Origin of the sequence: Vibrio sp. SS-MA-C1-2 (assembly GCF_021513135.1) — a bacterium.
Taxonomy (GTDB): domain Bacteria; phylum Pseudomonadota; class Gammaproteobacteria; order Enterobacterales; family Vibrionaceae.
In genome coordinates, this window is sequence record NZ_CP090980.1 from 536,850 (window position 1) to 555,269 (window position 18,420).

Sequence of the window (18,420 nt, forward strand, 5' to 3'; positions counted from 1 at the left end):
TTCAAGTATGCCAGGGATAACAGGCAAAAAAAAACCGATAAGCGATTTAACCTTTTCGAGTTAAACGTTCACCGGTAGTTTTTTAATATGAAAGATTATTGAGGTTTTACCCTCTCATCATTCAAGATTACTGCTCAAGCAACTCAACAGACTGCTTAGCAATAACCCACTCTTCATTCGTTGGGATAACCAGTGCTAATGGAGTATTTGGTTGCGTAATTGGCCCCATTTCACCTAATGCTGCCGCTTTGTTTGCTGCGACATCTTCTTTATAACCGAACATCTTAAGATGACGTAAGATTTCGCTACGCATAGGAACGGAGTTTTCACCGATACCGCCAGTAAATACGATCGCATCTAATTGATCAAGTGCAACCATGTATGACGCAATATATTTAGCGACACGGTAAGTAAAGATATCAATTGCTAGTTGCGCACCATGATGACCTTCAGCAGCTGCGCTGATAATACCGCGACAATCGCTGGTAAGCTCGGACACACCTAAGAAGCCAGAGTTATTATGCAACTCATCATGAACTTCTTGCATCGTCATGCCTTTAGACATTAAATACTCTGGAATAATTGGGTCTAAATCACCACTACGAGTCCCCATCATTAAACCAGCAAGTGGAGTTAAACCCATACTTGTATCTACACTCTCACCATTTTTTACCGCACAAATTGATGAACCATTACCTAAATGCACAGTAATAAAGCTGCACTCTTTCGCTGGACGATTTAAATATTCAGCAGCAGCACGGCTAATGTAGTAATGACTTGTACCATGGAAACCATAACGACGAACGCCATAATCACGGTATAGCTTTTGAGATATAGCGTAAGAGAATGCACGCTCTGGCATAGTTTGGTGGAAAGCGGTATCAAAAACAGCAAATTGAGGAAGTTGAGGGAATGCAGCAATTGCAGCACGAATACCAATTAAGTGAGCCGGGTTATGAAGTGGGGCTAAGTCGCTGATACGTTCGATTTCATTAATCACTTTATCATCAATTTGAACCGCAGTTGAGAATTTATCACCACCATGAACAACGCGATGACCAATAGCCACTAACTTCTCTGTTAAACCAAGTTCTTTAACTAAATTGACAATAATCGCAATTGCTTCTTGGTGATGATTACTTCCCGCAGTTAGCACTTGCTCTGATTTTTGACCTTGATACTTCCAACTGATATTTGCTTCTGGTAATCCAAAACATTCGCCAATGCCGGATAACTCAGCATCTCCTGTTTTTGAATCAATAACCGAGAATTTTAATGAAGAACTGCCTGAATTAATAACTAGAACGAGTGAATTGCTCATGGTTTCTCTCTTAAGTGAACATCAGTATGGATCATTGGTCTGACCCTTAATCTATGCACAAATCATACAATAAAACTCATAATTAAAAAATAGCTGTAAGATATCAAATATTTTTTTAGGGCTTGAAAGAATCAAAGAAAGAAATAGAAATATTTTTAACCCACTGTTTTTTAAGTTAATTTAAAAACTAAGTCCTTACAAATACTAATGAAAATAAAATTTCAATTCTCAATTTTGGTTAGCAACACCATCAACGTAAATTAAAAAATCTCACATTATGCTGCAGGCAAGACACCAAGCACTAACAATAACTCAACACTCAACCCTAAACATAAGGCGAGTTAATTACAATCACCACAAAGTAAATACAATTCATTATTAGTCTAAACTTTACGAAGTAGGTATACTTTACAACTCATCGTTGCTGTACAATCATCATCACTATCTGAGACCATATGAATCGAAAATCAAACAGAGTGGACCCTTTATCAGCAAAAACTCAACTCGAACATAATGACAATATGCTCTCTTCAGCATTTCAGCCCATTGTTAATAGTCAACTACAACTCTTTGGGGTTGAAGCTTTGCTACGCGTTAGGGATACAGAGAATCAAGCGGTTTATACACCAGATTTCTTACAGCGCTTTGAAGGGAATAAATTATTTGAAGTCGAAATTGCGGTAATTTTTTTGCACATTAGTAATTTTTTAACCCAACCTTTCCCTATTCACACTAAACTCTTTTTAAATATCTCTCCAGCAAGTTTAGTCTCTTTTTTCCATAATCCTCTATTTCAAAAGCTATTAGATAAATTAGAAAGAGAGAAGATCACAACAGATCAAATCTGTTTTGAAGTTCTTGAATACAGTTATTCAAAACCCGATTATTTAACAGAAATAGTTAAGAATTTAAAAAAATTAGGTTTTCAGATTGCGATAGATGATTATGGTGTTGAGGCATCTCATGCAGGGCGCGCCTCAGAACTTCAGCCAAATATCATCAAATGTGATCAATCAATTTTACAAAAGTTCATAACTGGTCATACACAACCATTGGAACAACTGATTAGCTTATCAAAAGAGATCAATAGTGAATTACTCATGGAAGGGATAGAGCAAGAAGTTTATTTTAATCGATTAAAACAATTGGATATCGCATTCTTTCAAGGATTTTGGATTGGAAAACCTCAATAGCATCAATGAATAGTCTAACCAGTGTCCTAAATTATGGGAATTCTGATACAAAAAAGCCGTGAATAATTCACGGCTTTTTTTATATCTTAATGACTAATCTCTAAGGATTAACCTTCACTACGTGGCTTGCTTGGACGACGACTGCCGCCATTATCGCTACGGTTACGATCAAAACGACGTTGACCACCGCCATTTCCACCGTTGCCACCACGACGATCATCACGACCACGGCCGCCACCGTTACCACTACGTGGACGATGTTCACGAAGTACTTCACCTTCAACAACGCGTGCTTGAGTCTCACTCTGGCGAATACGTAGCTTCTGAAGCTGTTGTAACTTCTCTTTGGTCATCGTCTTAGGAAGTTGAACTAAAGTGTGTGCATTTTGCATCTTAATTGCACCAATGCTGTTCTTATCTAGACCTAATTCGTTAGCAATTGCACCTACGATGTCTTTAACTTGAACACCTTGATCACGACCAAGTTGCAACTGATAAGTATCCCAATCAGCAGGGCTACGACGGTTGTCACGACCACCATCACGTCCACCGCGCTCGCCACGTCCACCGCGATCACCACGATCACCACGGTCGCCACGATCATTACGACGCTCTGAACGACGCTTGTTGTCACGTTCAATAGCTGCAATCATTGGATCTGGACCTTTATAGAATAAAGGACGCTTACCTTGTTGTTTCTTAAGAAGGATAGCAGCAAGTGTTGCAGCATCCATCTCCATGCTTTCTTGCATTTTTTCGATTAGGCCAACAAAAGACGCTAGGCTGTCATCTTCTTTATGCGTTATCAATTCAGCGCTTAAACGTGTTAAACGAGCTTCTGCAACTTTGTCACGCATTGGAAGTTGAATCTCTTCCATGTGAGTACGAGTTACACGCTCAATAGTACGAAGCATGCGGATCTGGTTAGTACGAACTAACAGAATCGCTTTACCTTTACGTCCAGCACGACCTGTACGACCGATACGGTGAATATACGATTCAACATCGAAAGGAATATCGTAGTTATATACGTGAGTAATTCTTGGCACATCAAGACCACGAGCAACAACGTCTGTTGCAACAAGGATATCAGTTGTACCGTTTTTCAGGTGCTCAACTGTACGCTCACGTAAAGACTGAGGAATATCACCGTGAAGTGCTGCTGCATTAAAGCCACGAGCAGATAACCAATCAGCTAGACGCTCAGTATCTTGACGAGTACGTACGAAAACAATGTTTGCATCGCTCTCTTCAGTTTCAAGTAGACGAGCCATTGCTTCATCTTTCTCTACACCTTTAACAACCCAGAACTGCTGCTCAACTTTAGCAACAGTACGGTTTTCACCCGCGACATCAATGTGTGCAGGGCTACGTAGATAACGGTTAACGATATCTTTAACGATAGGAGGCATCGTTGCAGAGAACAGAACACGCTGTGCAGATGCTGGTGCTTGTTCCATGATCCAAGTTACATCATCAACAAAACCCATTTTTAACATTTCGTCAGCTTCATCAAGTACGAATGTATGAGTTTCATCAAGATGTAAACGATCACGAGAGATTAAATCTTTAACACGACCCGGAGTACCCACAACAATGTGAGCGCCATTTTTAAGGGCACGCATTTGATCAACGATAGATGCACCACCGTAGATCTCTAAAACTTTAAGACCTTTAATATTTTGGCCCAACACTTTAATTTCAGCAGCAACCTGAATCGCAAGTTCACGGGTTGGAGCCATGATGATTGCTTGTGGTTTGTACTGAGAAAGGTTGACTTTATTAAGGATAGGTAGAGAAAACGCAGCCGTTTTACCTGTACCTGTTTGTGCTTTACCTAACGCATCTTTACCTTCAAGAAGAAGTGGAATAGATGCTGCCTGGATTGGAGTTGGAGAGATAAAACCAATCTTATCTAGAGCAGAAAGTAATTTTTCAGATAGATCAAGTTGGCGAAATTCAGTAATAGTATTTTCTTGCATCGGGTACCCAATATCAATAATTAGTATGTAAACGGGGCCCGTATGCCAGTTCCATTCCGGCTGAGTATTCAGCAATAGCGGTGGGCCTCATTAAGGAGGCGCGCATTGTCCATTAAACTTGAGTAAAAAGCCAGTAAAAACTTGAGAAAGTTCACAGTTTTTGTCATTTTCGCACTAAAAAAGGCGACGATGCTCTTTTTTTATTAAAAAAAAGGTATATACGCGAGCTAGTTAAGCAAATAAGGATTACGCACTTTCAAATAGTTAAGACACTCAATATAAAGCGACATTGTTACATTAACGCAGTTAGGCATTCATCAAAAGCAGATAGCCGTGACGAGTAACCAGAAAATCAACATCCTCTAGTAATATAAAATATCTGCATACCAGCCTAGTTCATCCATCGTCATAAAGGAAGTGTTAAACGGTAGAATAAAATTTCATGGTTAAATCGATACGACCTTGAGACATTTTATTCTTTTCGCTATACCATATAACGGTAAAGTACTTACCTTACTCCTTGTTGTCATCGAAATAACATCAACATACAGTAAGCAACAGACTATTTTTCCGTTTAGACTAAAGGACAACTCATGAACAATGAACAGATCTTAGAAGACCTTCGTAGCCGCTATACCACTAAACAGTATGACGCGAGTAAAAAAGTATCTGCTGAAGATTTAGCTACACTATTAGAAGCACTTCGTCTATCTGCTTCATCAATCAACTCACAACCATGGAAATTTGTGGTTATTGAAAGTGATGCAGCAAAAGAACGTATGAATAATACCTTCGCAGATAAGTTTCAGTTTAATCAGCATCATGTTTTTGAGTCTTCTCATATTATCTTATTTGCTCACAATCCTGCTTATAAGCGTTCTGATTATGAAGAAGTGATCGACACTGACATCGCTAACAATCGCACGAAACTAGAAAATAAAGAAGCAGCATTCGGTGCTTTTGCCTTTGCCGAGCTAAATACCGATGAGAATGGAAATACAGCACCATGGACCAAAGCCCAAACCTATATTGCTTTTGGTAATGCCCTACATACTCTTGCTCGCATGAAAATCGATTCAACGTCTTTAGAAGGTATTGATAGCGAGAAAGTGAATGCAGAATTTGCAGCAGAGCTTGAAGGCTATGAGTGTAATGTTGCATTAGCGATTGGTTATCGTGCAGAAGATAAAGATTACAACCTAAATGCACCAAAATCTCGTCTAGCAGCAGAAAAAGTGATCACTATCATTTAATCAACTTATCTTATATTCATCGATTGAAATAATATACCTAAAATAATTGGCGTTGCTAATAGGCGGCAAGTAAGAAGGGTATAGATGTTTCATTTATGAATGGGTATAAAATAACAATGACGAATAAGATACAAAAAGAGCAGATAATCAATAAATGGTCATCTGCTCTTTTTTTGAATCTTCCAATTTATACCCAAAGTAATCGGAGTTGCTAGTAGGCGGAAAGTGAATGAATATAGCCAACAACTTAGCAATTTCAAGTAAGAAGGGGATAAACGGTTAGTTCACGTTACGCTTATGTTTTAGTGCTAACATCTCAAAATCAATATCTGCAGTTAATACTGACAGCTTATTCTTGCGACGTTTTTGAGCCAATGCTACACCTGTCAAAACAAGTAAACCGCCCGCGTAATGGTAACTAGATAACTCTTCACCTAACACAATAAAAGCAATAATTGCCGTTAAAATTGGCATTAAATTCATAAACGTTGCCGTTTTATCTGCTCCTAATACTTTAACAGCTTTCATCCAACACCAAGGTGCAACCACCGAACCTAATAACGCAGCATAAAGCACTAAAGGAATAGACGATTGAGGTAATACATGATGCTCACTATACCAAAGCATTGGCACCAGCATAATTAAAGCAATAAATCCTTGCATATAAACCAACTGCCATGTGCTCAATGGGATATCCCAACGCTTGAGCAACACACAATAAAGTGCATAAACTGTCGTTGCGATTAAAATCATTCCATCACCAACCGAGATCCCATGAGAAATTAAGCTGTGCAAATCCCCTTTACTCAGCATTAATACCACCCCTAAAATTGAAAGTACCGCGCCAATCATCGCACTCTTAGTTAGCTTTTGTTTCAATAAGAAAATACTAAAAATCATGCTGACCAAAGGAACTAATGACGTTAACAGTGCCATATTGGTAGCCGTTGTCGTCTGGGCTGCAAAATATCCCAGAGATTGATTCAATACCATACCTAGTAGTGCCAAAAATGCTAATTTAGTGAGATAAGGACGAATTTTATGACGCGCTTTCCAACATGAATAAGCACAAAATGGAGTTAATACTAATACCGCAAAAAACCAACGGTAAAAGGCAATCGCACCCGGCTCAATAATAGAAGATGCCATAATATTAATAATTGCATTGCCAGACCAAATAGCAACCGCAATGATAGGTAAGAAATAGAACATGGTATTTCGATTTACTCCGAAAAGAATTAAATAGTGATAAAAAAGCATTAATATTAATCAGTTGGGACGCTTGTGCTATTATCAGAGGTAAACCAAGGAAATGGTTTAGCAAGAGATAGATTCAATCAAAGAAGATTGTCGAGCCTTAGTGATATAGGTCACAGTTTAATACGTCTTTTCACATTGATATATCTCTAAACGGACATACATTATGATTTATCGGACACTTTATGAGCAGAGTTTATCACCCGTTATTTTCAGACGATAATCCACCTGGCGACATCTTTTTTGGTCACGCCTCTTTTCTGCCAAATACGGTGACTAAAAAACATCGTCACTCATGGGGTCAAATTCAGTTTATTAAAGGTGGAATTTTAGAGATAAAAGCAGAAGGGAAACGTTTTTTATCTCCTCCCCAATATGCTGTTTGGGTTCCAGCAAATATTGATCATGAAAGCTATATTCGGCGCACGGTTGATTACTGCTCAATGAATATTACGACCCAATATGCCGATCAGCTTCCTAATTACTCTTGTATGCTTGAAGTTTCTCCCATTGTTACCGCGATAATGAACCACATTATTGAGAGAAAAATAACCATTGCGGAAGTTGAAGAAGATCAACGATTAATTAAGGTTATTTTTGACCAAATGCTAACAGCAAAACAACATGAGGAGTTTCTTCCCACCAGCAACCATAAGCTATTAAAGCCCATTTTACTGGAGCTACAAAAAGATCCAGCCTGTCCAAAATCATTAGCGCAATGGGCTGAAGAGAGGCATACCACAGAAAGGACGCTAGCTAGACACTGCCAATCTGAACTAGGAATGAGTTTGACGGAGTGGCGGCAGCGAAGAAAGTTTATTATGTCACTGCAGCAATTACGTAATGGCGAATCAGTAAAAGAAATCGCCTTTAATTTAGGTTATAACCAATCCTCCCCTTTTATTGCGCTATTCAAGAAGCATACCGGCACAACACCAGAACAGTATCGACAACGGTGGAATTTAAAACTAAAAAGCAGTCAATAAAAAAGAGCACCCTTTGAATTCAACACGTTAATGTTAAAACAAAGTGATGCTCTTGCTTTACGTTGTGTCATTTATCAAAAAACTAAACAGATAAATGACACCAATGAAATAGGAGTTAAACCAGTTTCATGTCCTGAATGTAATCAGAGGCAATTTCTGGTGCAGTGCTTGTTGGTTTGCTGTGTAAATCTGCTTTTAATTGGCCTTTACGGTTATGCAGACCCGTTTCTAGCTTTTTCAATGCGGCATTAATTGCTGGGTACATGACTTTATCCGATGCTTTTGCAGAAATGCGTGCACCCTCATAATTGGTGAAAACTTCGACGTGATGCTCATTGTGCTCTTTTGAGATAATAATGTCTGAGCTGACAAGGTCGGGGAAATGAGAGATGATTTTACTAAACTTTCCTTCAATATCTTTACGGGTATCTTCGTTGATAGCTACATGTGGGTTTTGAATATTTATTTTCATATAGTAACGCCTCTCTAGTACAAATGACCTAACTGTCTATAAATGTATAACTAATTAAAGAAATTCATCTTTTAAAGTACAATTTCTACAATACTCCGTTTTCCTAGAAAATCCACTTTCTTTTAATAAAAAAACGGTAACGATCAAAGTATAGTTCAGTTTCTTGGTTTCATATTAAAAAGAATACAGTTATTGCGTAAAAATAGAATTAAATTATAAGATATTGATAAAAAAAAAATAGCATATCCAGGAAGATTTCAGGGAAGTATAGAACACACAACCCAAACAAAAATGCAATAAAATAATATGAGAAATGGATCAAATTTAAGGGTATTACCAGTTATTATTCAAGAGTAATGACAATAACTGGTGATAAATCAAACAGATTTAAATGACGGTTTAACCACAGCACTTTTTATATTTTTTACCGCTCCCACAAGAACAAGGATCGTTGCGGTTAGGCGTCTTATCAAAGCGGGTCGTTTCAGGCTTATTTAATATCGCTGTCAATTCACTAATGTCTTCTTCTTGAGACTCATCAATCATAATATTAGCAAATAATTGATGCTGCTCGAGTCGTTGCTCAACGTCAGCACGACGTGTCTCAGAAGAGAGATGTAGAGTTAAAGGCTGCTCTTCTGTTCCTAATTTTGCCTCACGCTTGGTGTTATATCCAAAACTTTCATGCTTTGGTTTCTTTTCAATGCGACCTTTATAGAAAAACTTAGACATAGCAACCTTCTCACTTAATCTTTAACTTATTTAAATACGGGAAATCGAATCAGCCTCGCTTTATACAGCAAAGTGGGCCACATTTGTAGCGGAAAGTATCACAACTCTAGATAAAGACCTCATAACGACAAAGATAAAAATAGCTATCACAAAGATAAATAGTATAATCGCGCCATAACACCCTCAATTGGACAATATCGTGAATAACCCTACAGAAAAACGCCTAAATAAATTTATTAGTGACTCTGGTTTTTGCTCTCGTCGTGAAGCCGATAAATTGATCGAACAAAATAGAGTGACTATCAATGGCAAGCATCCTGAATTAGGCACAAAAGTTCAAACTAACGATATTGTTGAAGTTGATGGTAAAGCAATTAACTCCGTTGCAGAAGATAAGACGGATCGCGTCTACATCGCTTATAATAAGCCAGTTGGTATCACCTGTACGACAGAACGTCATGTCCATGGAAATATTATTGATGCGATTAAACACCGTGAACGTATTTTTCCTATTGGTCGCTTAGATAAGCCGTCTGAAGGATTAATCTTTTTAACCAGTGATGGGGATATTGTTAATAAAATCTTACGTGCTGAAAATGCACATGATAAAGAGTATATCGTTCATGTTGATCAGCCAATTAGCGAACGCTTTATTAAACGAATGTCTCAAGGTATTCCTATTCTTGGCACAGTCACTAAGCCTTGTAAAGTCACGATGGTAAGTAAGTTTGTCTTTACGATTATCTTAACTCAAGGATTAAATCGTCAAATTCGCCGTATGTGTGAATATTTAGATTACGAAGTCACTTCACTAAAACGTAGCCGTATAATGAATGTGACATTAGATGGCTTAAAACCAGGTCAATGGCGTAATCTAACCGAACAAGAGATGGACGAGATCAATCAAGCCGTTGCGGGTTCAAAAAGCACCACTGATCGTACTGTTAGTGAGACGAAAAAAAGCAAAATCAACCAAGAAGTACAACAGCAAGAGATCACTCAACGTGTTCTTGATCAAGCAAAAAACACAAAGAAAAAAGTATTAAAACTGCCAACAAAGGTAAAGAGCACTCAGCAAGATGATAACTCTGAGAGTAAAAAGAGCAAACCAAAACGCAAAAAATTTAATACGTCTCAACGCAGTTATAATCGCTAACTGAAATATAACCATTAACAATAACTTGCCGTTTAAAAGCACCAGCTATTAACAAAGAGTAAAGTCAGCCAAAACTTAACTCTTTGTTATTGATATATAACCTTCTGAAATGTCAACAATCCGTTAAAATACCCCACCAAATATCTCTTTTGTCATAAAATCAGTGATATAATCAAAGAATTAATTTAAACCAACAATAAATAATGGTGTTGAAATGAAAAAGATCACGCTAGCATTCGCTATCACTATCGCATTAACAGGCTGTCAAGCAACTCAGCGTCAAGATGCAACCACGGGCCAATACGAAACAAATGCAACAACAAAAGGAGCCGTTGGTGGTGCAGCAGCGGGGGCATTAATTGGTGCTATCGCAGGTGATGGCAAAGGGGCTTTAATTGGTGCTGCAGCGGGGGCTCTTATTGGTGGCGGAATTGGTCATCATGTGGATAATCAAGAACAAGAATTTAGACAACACCTATTAAATACTGGTGTACAAGTGAAACGTGTTGGCGACAACCAACTTGTTCTTATTCTTGCCAAAGGTATCGGCTTCTCAACAGGCTCTTTCTATCCTCAAGTTGCTATCTACCCAACATTAGACTCAATTGTTGAAGTATTAAATAAATACCCAGAAAGTAACATCATCGTTAATGGTTATACCGATAGTGTTGGCAGTGCTGAATCAAACCAAATTCTGTCAGAAAAGCGTGCAGAATCAATTAAGAACTATTTTATTGGTCAAGGTCTAGCAGCAAACCGTGCCGTATCTCGTGGCTTTGGTGAGCGTAATCCAATCTGTACTAATGACACAACAGAAGGCCGTACTTGTAACCGTCGAGTAGAGATTACCATTACAACACCACAACAATAATTGATAAAACAGTTAGTCTACCCTTCCCCTATTTCGATTTCAGACTAATTGAACACTAGATATTAGCGCCTATAACAAAAGTCGTTATAGGCGCTTTTTTATCAATCAAGATAACCTGTATGGCGGTTTAAATACTCGTTATAGACTTTAATCGCATTATTAAGCACTAAATCACCACGTAGCATGCCAAAATTATTAATATGAATTAACCCACATGCTTTATGATTCTGCAGACAATATTGTTCAATCTCATGATAGTGTCTTTTTATTTGAGGAGCGATTAAGCAAATATCATACTGCTCTACATGATCATAGAAAGAGTCATACGGATAAGCCGTAATCTGACACTCTATCCTTCGCTTCTCTGCCTCTATTTTCATTTTTTTCACTAACAGTGCAGTTGATACACCTGTCTCACAACAAAGAAGTACTTTAAACATTATCTACACCCTTATATTTAATTTAACCAATGAAAATTAGATAACCTCACCTCAAATGAAAGATCAAAAAATGAATTCAAAGGTTATTTTTATAATTAAGAAAAAATAAACATTATAAGAATGAAATATATAAACAAAAAGAGAACAAACTCAAACAATCGTAATAATATATTAATAGAAGTGATTAATAAAATTAACTTTAAATAAATTATAATTTAAGCATCAATAAAATGACTCAATAAGTCATAAAAGATAAGTTTTCAACACAACTCTCATCTTGCTGCCATAACTGAAAAAGTCTCACTGCCAATTTACCCTCTTTGCTTGGTGTTTTAGCTGTCGTTTTAGTAAAAGCATGAAGTAGAATTAACCTTTCTTTTTTTACACAAAATAACACTCTCGAAGAGATCCCAACAGAGTCTACTCTTAATTTATAAATCGTCCCCTTGTAATGCCAGATCCGATTTTTAAGGACTTTTAGATTTCGAATATGATGCTTATCATCAACCTCTTGACATTGTTGTAATTTTTTAACGATTTTATCTCTATGATAAACCGGAACGTTCATTAAATATGTTGTTAATTTTGAGGAATAACTATTTTGATAAACTTGAACCATCATTTGATTTACACCTAAAATAATTGGAGTTGTTAGTAGGCGGCAAGTGAATGAGGCCCCATGAGTATAAATGTACTCTATGATTGGGGCGAACGAACACAGGCAACAATCTAGCAGCTTCAAGTATGAAGGGAATAGTCATCTTTTTTTAAACTATGATTCAATTTATTAGTACCTTCAAATAATAAAGGTATAATCACTCTAGCGAATTTATTACATAAAGAATGATAGATGATTAATCTCAGACAAATGACCCCCAGCGAATTTTTAATATACAGTGACTATTTCATTGATGATTATAGTCGTGAAATAGCTGATAATTATGGCCACTCCATGGAGAAAGCTAGAGACCTAGCAAATAAGGAGCTCATTCGATGTTTTCCTAATGGTTTGGATACTATTGAGCATGAATTATTGTGTATCGAATCAGGTTCAGAGTTAGTCGGTTATTTGTGGCACTCACTAAATATACATAATAAATCGACATTTATTTATGACTTCTATATTTATTCAAACAAACGTAATAATGGGTATGGTAAATTAGCTATTGCGGCTCTTGAGTTACAATTAACAACAATTGGCATACAGCAGATCAAATTACGGGTCGCCTATCACAATCAAAGAGCATTGAAGCTATACCAAGAAGTGGGTTTTAATATTTCTGGGTATAATATGTCAAAGCAAATAAAGCGGTAATATAAATTATATGTAAGATATACCCCCTTCTTACTATAAGGTATAGCCACTAAAAAAGAAATAATTAGGTTCAGATTACCGTTGATCTGTAACTTAATGACCTATGCACAAAATAAGGAAAGATTATCGATGGCAGGAATGACCGATTTAGATCAACTATTACGTTCAATGAGCCCAAAATTAATGAGCGATGAATTCGCTTTTTGTACGGTGTCAGGCTCGCTCTTTGAGTATATAGAGCTAAACCCGATTGCGACATTTGCAGAGTCAGAAGGCCTAACACTGATACTTGAAAAATCAATCGCAGAGAAGAAAAATTTATCGTTTGAAGGCACGTATCGTCAGATTACATTAACGGTTCATTCGAGTTTAGATGCTGTCGGTCTTACCGCCGCCGTTGCAAACAAACTTGCGATAAAAGGCATCAGTGCCAATGTGATTGCCGCCTATTACCATGACCATATTTTTGTTCAAACACATAAAGCTGACGCGGCGATTTTAGCCCTAAAAGAATTTAACGTTCAGGACAAATAAGAGAATAAACCGGTCACTTAAAAGACAAAAAAGTCTAGATTTACCCGATTTAATCTAAGAACCTTGGCAATTCCAGCAGATTTCAAAGCTGGGCTCATTTTTTTCATGGCAATGTGAGCACCACCACGGTTCGGTCTTTGTTTGTAGTGCAGCTAACTCATCTTCAGCTAGTTGAAACTGATTTTGAGTGACCCAAAGCTCTACACTTTGTAGGTCTGTGGGTAACTCACCAATCCCACCAATTAAAGCTTCCCCTCTCATTTCAACATCAATATACGAGGATTCAAGTAGCCCTTTCCATATATGAGCTTGAATTAAGTTGCCACTAATTAATAGCCGTTTTGTCTGTTCCATTGAATTCCTCTAAATGAACATTAACCAAATTATGCTTTTATGAAGAGTATATCGACTTTAAATATAAAGAGTATATACCTAAAATAATTGGCGTTGCTAGTAGGTAGCAAGCAAGTGAGGCTCCATGAGTATAAGTGTACTATATAATTGGCGCTAACGACTAAAGCCATTATTGTTATAAACCTAGCCTAGCGACTTCAAGTATAAGGGGAATCGTAACTTTACTTTTTTTCAGAACCTAGCAGCAAACAAACCTCAATCCGTCCCACAAATATACAAAAGCACGGTTTCACGGTAAGATAACCCCATAATTGCTCAAGATCTTAAAATAAACAAGATTGAGAGCATTAACAATACATATCAAATCAATCAGTTACGGCGACTAATATGTTTCAAGACAATCCGTTATTAGCACAATTAAAAAAACAGATGCAAGACGAGTTACCTAAAAAAGAAGGAACGATCAAAGGAACCGATCGTGGCTTCGGATTTTTAGAAACTGATGACAAAAAAGATAATCTATTTATTCCCCCTCCCTACATGAAAAAAGTCATACATGGTGACCGTGTTACTGCCATTGTTCGTACCGAAAAAGAGCGTGAAATTGCGGAACCTCAAACCTTAGTCGAACAAGGTATGACCCGTTTTGTCGGCCGTATTAAGCTGATTAAGAAACGTTTATTTGTCGTACCCGATCACCAACAACGTAATGATCCTATTGCTGCTAAGTTAGTCAAAGGATTAACGAAAGATCAATTTGTCGAAGGCGATTGGGTTGTTGCTAACATAACCCGACATCCATTAACTGCGGATGAAGGCGGTTTCCAATGCCAAATCAGTGAAAAAATTGCGGCTAGTGATGATCATATTGCACCATGGTGGGTAACACTTGCTCATAACGATCTCCCGAATAGTGAGCCTGAAGGTCGAAGTGAATGGCCACTACTTGATGAAGGCCTACTCCGTAAAGATCTCACCGAATTGCCTTTCATTACGATTGATGGTGATTCAACCAAAGATATGGACGATGCACTTCATACGACACAACATGACGATGGGACATTCACATTAACCATTGCCATTGCGGATCCAACAGCTTATATCGCGGCCGATGACGCATTAGATGCTGAAGCTCGCTCTCGTGGCTTTACCATCTATCTTCCGGGTAAAAATATCCCGATGTTGCCTCGTGAATTAGCTGACGACCTATGTTCATTGATCGATAATCAACAACGACCAGCCATTTGTTGTGAAGTCACTATTGCAGAAGATGGTACTATCCAAGATGATTTCAATTTCTTTGCTGCCAATATCGTTTCTCACGGTCGATTAAGCTATAACAATGTCTCTGATTTTATCGAACAACAAGAGTCTACAAGCTCATTGAATAATGACGTTTGGCAACCATCATCTGAAATTGCACCACAACTGTTAGCATTACGTGCGCTAGCAAAGGCTCGTACAACGTGGCGTGAAACGCATGCGGTCACCTTCCCTGATCGCCCTGATTATCGTTTTGAATTGGGTGAAAATAGTGAAGTGTTAGCTATCCATGTTGATGAGCGTCGAATTGCTAATCGCATGGTTGAAGAAGCGATGATCACTGCCAATATCTGTGCCGGTAAATTACTGCAACAGAAATTTAATCTGGGTATATTTAATACTCATGCGGGATTCTCTGCTGAACGATTTAATGATGTAATGTCTATTTTAGAAGAGACTGAAGCACCTTTTGAGAAAGAACAACTTCTCACTGTTGAAGGCTTTAGCGCACTACGTCGTTGGTTAAATCAGCAACCTTCCACTTATTGGGATAGCCGCCTACGCAAGCATCAATCTTATAGCTTAATTGCCCAAGATCCTGCGCCACATTACGCCATGGGCTTAGAGGTTTACGCAACGTGGACATCTCCTATACGTAAATATGGCGACATGATTAACCACCGTTTAATCAAAGCTGCAATTCTTGATCACCAAGATGAGCAAACTATCCCTCAAGATCTTGCAGAAGAGTTAATGCTACATCGCCGTCATCACCGTATGGCAGAGCGTACGATTTCGGATTGGTTATATACCATGCTACTCGCTGACGATGTCGAAAAGAAAACGGTTTTTTCTGCTGAGATTTTTGACATTAACCGTGCAGGAATGCGTGTTCGTCTGTTAGAAAATGGCGCAGCGGCCTTTATACCTGGTTCATTAATTTGTGATACAAAATCACGTATCGAGTGTAGTGCAGATAAAGGAATGATATTGATAGATAACCGCCCTGAATTCAAACTGGGTGATGTTGTCGACGTTTATCTTTCAGAAGTAAAGAAAGAGAGTCGTAACTTAATCGCCGCTCCCGTATTGGCTTTTTTAGAGCCAACACAAATTACTGAAGAAAATAAGTAAAAGGCATCATCACTTTCTGCGGAAAATAGAAAACCAAATAGAAAGCGAGTAATCACTTCTCACGCTCGATAGGAGACCATCTCTCTTATCGAGCGTTATTTTATTCAAATAGTTAAAAAAGCAGGACTTATGGCGTTAAAATCGACCATTTACAAAGCGCATATCAATGTTGTCGACTTAGATAAACACGTTTATCTCGACATCCCACATACTATTGCTTGTCACCCCTCAGAAACATTGCAACGTCTAATGTTACGCGTTGTGGCGTGGGGGTTGAACGCAGATGAAGCATTACAGTTTACCAAAGGGGTAAGTTCGACCGAAGAGCCGGATCTGTGGCAAAAAAGCTTAAGTGATGAAATTGAACTCTGGATTGATCTTGGCTTACCCGATGAAAAGCGCATTAAGAAAGCAGCAAGTCGTGCTAAAAAGGTCATCATTTATGCCTATAACGATAATGCAGCAAAAGTGTGGTGGAAGCAGAATAAAGCAAAAATTGAAATGATTAAAAATGTTTCTATCGTGTTTATCGATAACCAAACATTATCTCAATTAGAAAAAATTGTTGATCGATCAATGCAGCTGCAATTCACAATCGAAAGTGAGCAAGTATGGTTAAGCAGTGGTGATGATAGTTTAACGATTAACCCTGAATGGTGGTTAAAAAGAGACTAAAGAAGAGAAATCGGCAGAAAAAATAAAAAATATGATCTTTTTTTATTATAAAAATGAAAAAATTTGAGCTAGATCGAGAAAAAATTAACAACAAAAAACAAAATAATAATAAAAATCAACAACTTGAAAGTTTAAAACTCGATTTGTTACTGGTTATTCAATCAAAGATATCACAAATAAAATAAAAAAAGCAGTCTTGTATGAAAAGTTTTTATTCATATAATACTGAAAACCGGAGAGCTTGCAAAAGCCTCCGGTTTTTTTTTGCCTGTACTTTCTATTGTAACTTTATACTGTAACTCTGAAGGAATAACGTAATGCGTATTGAACAAGATCTTAAACTGGGCTTTAAAGATGTATTATTCCGCCCGAAACGCTCAACGTTGAAGAGCCGTTCTCAAGTAGAACTAAATCGTAAGTTTACTTTTAAGCACAGCGGCCGTCAGTGGTCTGGTGTTCCAATTATTGCCGCTAACATGGATTCAGTTGGTAGCTTTGCAATGGCAAAATCACTTGCTGAACACAATGTAATGACGGCGATTCACAAGCATTACACCGTTGATGATTGGGCTGAGTTTGTAAAGAATAACGACGCATCAGTCCTTAACAATGCGATGGTTTCAACAGGCACCTCTGAAGCAGAATTCCAAAAAACTAAAGATATCATGGCATTAAGCGATGATTTCATTTTTATCTGTATCGATATTGCTAATGGTTACTCAGAGCACTTAGTCCAGTATGTTGAACGTGTTCGTGCTGAGTTCCCAGACAAAGTTATCAGTGCTGGTAACGTGGTAACAGGCGACATGGTAGAAGAACTTATCCTTGCAGGTGCAGACATGGTTAAAGTCGGCATCGGCCCAGGTTCTGTTTGTACAACTCGTGTTAAAACAGGCGTAGGTTACCCTCAATTATCAGCAATTATCGAATGTGCTGACGCTGCACACGGCCTAGGTGGCACAATTATCGGTGACGGTGGTTGTTCATGTGCTGGTGATGTTTCTAAAGCATTCGGTGGCGGTGCAGATTTTGTTATGCTTGGTGGTATGCTAGCGGCACACGAAGAGAGTGGCGGTCAGTTAATCGAAGAAGATGGCAAAACATTCATGAAGTTCTACGGAATGTCATCTAAGAGCGCGATGGACAAGCACTCAGGTGGTGTAGCAACTTACCGCGCAGCTGAAGGTAAAACCGTGGTATTACCATACCGTGGTCCAGTAACAAACACTATCCAAGATATCATGGGTGGCGTACGTTCAACTTGTACTTATGTCGGTGCTGCGCGCCTTAAAGAGCTAACGAAGCGTACAACCTTCATCCGTGTTCAAGAGCAAGAGAATAACGTTTACGGCCGCGAGTAAGCCGTAACACTTCGGAATTTTCGATAGATTTTTTCAGAGTTGAATAGAAAAAGACCGCATTTTTAGCGGTCTTTTTTTTGCTATTTAATCTTGTTATTAATAACTGTTCTTTTTACTCCAG

The 18,420-nt window shown here is 38.1% G+C and carries 18 protein-coding genes; 10 read left to right on the top strand and 8 right to left on the bottom strand.

Features of this window, described 5'->3' with window-relative positions; all coding sequences use genetic code 11:
* Positions 1-127 precede the first annotated feature (127 nt).
* The gene (locus L0B53_RS02410; RefSeq protein ID WP_235058884.1) at positions 128-1,321 is read right to left on the bottom strand and encodes an acetate/propionate family kinase; all 1,194 of its coding nucleotides are present in this window, start codon (positions 1,319-1,321) and stop codon (positions 128-130) included.
* 455 nt (positions 1,322-1,776) lie between these two features.
* Between L0B53_RS02410 and L0B53_RS02415 the strand changes: the two genes are divergently transcribed.
* The gene (locus L0B53_RS02415; protein WP_235058885.1) at positions 1,777-2,514 is read left to right on the top strand and encodes an EAL domain-containing protein; all 738 of its coding nucleotides are present in this window, start codon (positions 1,777-1,779) and stop codon (positions 2,512-2,514) included.
* Between the two features lie 107 nt (positions 2,515-2,621).
* On the opposite strand, the gene L0B53_RS02420 is transcribed toward L0B53_RS02415, so the two are convergent.
* Positions 2,622-4,496 (bottom strand): DEAD/DEAH box helicase, encoded by a 1,875-nt coding sequence (locus L0B53_RS02420; protein ID WP_235058886.1) that lies wholly within the window; start codon positions 4,494-4,496, stop codon positions 2,622-2,624.
* A 593-nt stretch (positions 4,497-5,089) separates the two neighbouring features.
* On the opposite strand from L0B53_RS02420, the gene L0B53_RS02425 reads away from it, so the two are divergent.
* Positions 5,090-5,749 carry an NAD(P)H-dependent oxidoreductase gene (locus L0B53_RS02425; protein ID WP_235058887.1) on the top strand — a complete coding sequence of 220 codons (660 nt, stop codon included), beginning with the start codon at positions 5,090-5,092 and terminating at the stop codon, positions 5,747-5,749.
* A 279-nt stretch (positions 5,750-6,028) separates the two neighbouring features.
* Here the strand turns inward: L0B53_RS02425 and L0B53_RS02430 are convergent, their stop codons facing one another.
* Positions 6,029-6,961 carry a DMT family transporter gene (locus L0B53_RS02430; protein WP_235058888.1) on the bottom strand — a complete coding sequence of 311 codons (933 nt, stop codon included), beginning with the start codon at positions 6,959-6,961 and terminating at the stop codon, positions 6,029-6,031.
* A gap of 230 nt (positions 6,962-7,191) precedes the next feature.
* Between L0B53_RS02430 and L0B53_RS02435 the strand changes: the two genes are divergently transcribed.
* Positions 7,192-7,992: a helix-turn-helix domain-containing protein gene (locus L0B53_RS02435; protein ID WP_235058889.1), complete on the top strand. Its 801-nt coding sequence runs from the start codon at positions 7,192-7,194 to the stop codon at positions 7,990-7,992.
* 115 nt (positions 7,993-8,107) lie between these two features.
* Here the strand turns inward: L0B53_RS02435 and hpf are convergent, their stop codons facing one another.
* Both hpf and L0B53_RS02445 read right to left on the bottom strand, forming a co-directional pair.
* Complete coding sequence (gene hpf / locus L0B53_RS02440; protein WP_235058890.1) at positions 8,108-8,464, bottom strand: ribosome hibernation-promoting factor, HPF/YfiA family; 357 nt, start codon at positions 8,462-8,464, stop codon at positions 8,108-8,110.
* Positions 8,465-8,863: 399 nt separating this feature from the next.
* Complete coding sequence (locus L0B53_RS02445; protein WP_235058891.1) at positions 8,864-9,196, bottom strand: PBPRA1643 family SWIM/SEC-C metal-binding motif protein; 333 nt, start codon at positions 9,194-9,196, stop codon at positions 8,864-8,866.
* A gap of 199 nt (positions 9,197-9,395) precedes the next feature.
* On the opposite strand from L0B53_RS02445, the gene rluF reads away from it, so the two are divergent.
* Positions 9,396-10,352 carry a 23S rRNA pseudouridine(2604) synthase RluF gene (rluF, locus tag L0B53_RS02450; RefSeq protein WP_235058892.1) on the top strand — a complete coding sequence of 319 codons (957 nt, stop codon included), beginning with the start codon at positions 9,396-9,398 and terminating at the stop codon, positions 10,350-10,352.
* A 214-nt stretch (positions 10,353-10,566) separates the two neighbouring features.
* The gene (locus tag L0B53_RS02455) at positions 10,567-11,223 is read left to right on the top strand and encodes an OmpA family protein (protein ID WP_235058893.1); all 657 of its coding nucleotides are present in this window, start codon (positions 10,567-10,569) and stop codon (positions 11,221-11,223) included.
* Positions 11,224-11,324: 101 nt separating this feature from the next.
* Here the strand turns inward: L0B53_RS02455 and L0B53_RS02460 are convergent, their stop codons facing one another.
* The gene (locus L0B53_RS02460; protein ID WP_235058894.1) at positions 11,325-11,663 is read right to left on the bottom strand and encodes a PTS sugar transporter subunit IIB; all 339 of its coding nucleotides are present in this window, start codon (positions 11,661-11,663) and stop codon (positions 11,325-11,327) included.
* A gap of 235 nt (positions 11,664-11,898) precedes the next feature.
* Positions 11,899-12,285: a type II toxin-antitoxin system RelE/ParE family toxin gene (locus tag L0B53_RS02465; RefSeq protein WP_235058895.1), complete on the bottom strand. Its 387-nt coding sequence runs from the start codon at positions 12,283-12,285 to the stop codon at positions 11,899-11,901.
* 228 nt (positions 12,286-12,513) lie between these two features.
* On the opposite strand from L0B53_RS02465, the gene L0B53_RS02470 reads away from it, so the two are divergent.
* Together L0B53_RS02470 and L0B53_RS02475 are read left to right on the top strand one after the other, a co-directional pair.
* Positions 12,514-12,978, top strand: coding sequence for a GNAT family N-acetyltransferase (locus L0B53_RS02470; protein ID WP_235058896.1), 465 nt, complete (start codon positions 12,514-12,516; stop codon positions 12,976-12,978).
* 129 nt (positions 12,979-13,107) lie between these two features.
* The gene (locus L0B53_RS02475) at positions 13,108-13,512 is read left to right on the top strand and encodes an ACT domain-containing protein (protein WP_235058897.1); all 405 of its coding nucleotides are present in this window, start codon (positions 13,108-13,110) and stop codon (positions 13,510-13,512) included.
* Between the two features lie 54 nt (positions 13,513-13,566).
* On the opposite strand, the gene L0B53_RS02480 is transcribed toward L0B53_RS02475, so the two are convergent.
* On the bottom strand, positions 13,567-13,866 hold the full coding sequence (locus L0B53_RS02480) for a putative signal transducing protein (protein WP_235058898.1): 300 nt from the start codon (positions 13,864-13,866) through the stop codon (positions 13,567-13,569).
* Positions 13,867-14,253: 387 nt separating this feature from the next.
* On the opposite strand from L0B53_RS02480, the gene L0B53_RS02485 reads away from it, so the two are divergent.
* From L0B53_RS02485 to L0B53_RS02495, 3 genes are all read left to right on the top strand, one after another.
* Entirely contained in the window at positions 14,254-16,263 is a 2,010-nt protein-coding gene (locus L0B53_RS02485) for an exoribonuclease II (RefSeq protein ID WP_235058899.1), read from the top strand.
* Positions 16,264-16,392: 129 nt separating this feature from the next.
* Positions 16,393-16,938, top strand: a complete 546-nt coding sequence (locus L0B53_RS02490; RefSeq protein ID WP_235058900.1) for a YaeQ family protein — start codon at positions 16,393-16,395, stop codon at positions 16,936-16,938.
* Between the two features lie 317 nt (positions 16,939-17,255).
* Complete coding sequence (locus L0B53_RS02495) at positions 17,256-18,299, top strand: GMP reductase (RefSeq protein WP_235058901.1); 1,044 nt, start codon at positions 17,256-17,258, stop codon at positions 18,297-18,299.
* Positions 18,300-18,420: the final 121 nt, after the last annotated feature.

Excerpts from the sequence above, each read along its gene's own strand:
- L0B53_RS02410 (WP_235058884.1), bottom strand. The coding sequence starts at position 1,321 with ATGAGCAATTCACTCGTTCTAGTTATTAATTCAGGCAGTTCTTCATTA.
- L0B53_RS02415 (WP_235058885.1), top strand. The coding sequence starts at position 1,777 with ATGAATCGAAAATCAAACAGAGTGGACCCTTTATCAGCAAAAACTCAA.
- L0B53_RS02420 (WP_235058886.1), bottom strand. The coding sequence starts at position 4,496 with ATGCAAGAAAATACTATTACTGAATTTCGCCAACTTGATCTATCTGAA.
- L0B53_RS02425 (WP_235058887.1), top strand. The coding sequence starts at position 5,090 with ATGAACAATGAACAGATCTTAGAAGACCTTCGTAGCCGCTATACCACT.
- L0B53_RS02430 (WP_235058888.1), bottom strand. The coding sequence starts at position 6,961 with ATGTTCTATTTCTTACCTATCATTGCGGTTGCTATTTGGTCTGGCAAT.
- L0B53_RS02435 (WP_235058889.1), top strand. The coding sequence starts at position 7,192 with ATGAGCAGAGTTTATCACCCGTTATTTTCAGACGATAATCCACCTGGC.
- hpf (WP_235058890.1), bottom strand. The coding sequence starts at position 8,464 with ATGAAAATAAATATTCAAAACCCACATGTAGCTATCAACGAAGATACC.
- L0B53_RS02445 (WP_235058891.1), bottom strand. The coding sequence starts at position 9,196 with ATGTCTAAGTTTTTCTATAAAGGTCGCATTGAAAAGAAACCAAAGCAT.
- L0B53_RS02455 (WP_235058893.1), top strand. The coding sequence starts at position 10,567 with ATGAAAAAGATCACGCTAGCATTCGCTATCACTATCGCATTAACAGGC.
- L0B53_RS02460 (WP_235058894.1), bottom strand. The coding sequence starts at position 11,663 with ATGTTTAAAGTACTTCTTTGTTGTGAGACAGGTGTATCAACTGCACTG.
- L0B53_RS02465 (WP_235058895.1), bottom strand. The coding sequence starts at position 12,285 with ATGATGGTTCAAGTTTATCAAAATAGTTATTCCTCAAAATTAACAACA.
- L0B53_RS02470 (WP_235058896.1), top strand. The coding sequence starts at position 12,514 with ATGATTAATCTCAGACAAATGACCCCCAGCGAATTTTTAATATACAGT.
- L0B53_RS02475 (WP_235058897.1), top strand. The coding sequence starts at position 13,108 with ATGGCAGGAATGACCGATTTAGATCAACTATTACGTTCAATGAGCCCA.
- L0B53_RS02480 (WP_235058898.1), bottom strand. The coding sequence starts at position 13,866 with ATGGAACAGACAAAACGGCTATTAATTAGTGGCAACTTAATTCAAGCT.
- L0B53_RS02485 (WP_235058899.1), top strand. The coding sequence starts at position 14,254 with ATGTTTCAAGACAATCCGTTATTAGCACAATTAAAAAAACAGATGCAA.
- L0B53_RS02490 (WP_235058900.1), top strand. The coding sequence starts at position 16,393 with ATGGCGTTAAAATCGACCATTTACAAAGCGCATATCAATGTTGTCGAC.
- L0B53_RS02495 (WP_235058901.1), top strand. The coding sequence starts at position 17,256 with ATGCGTATTGAACAAGATCTTAAACTGGGCTTTAAAGATGTATTATTC.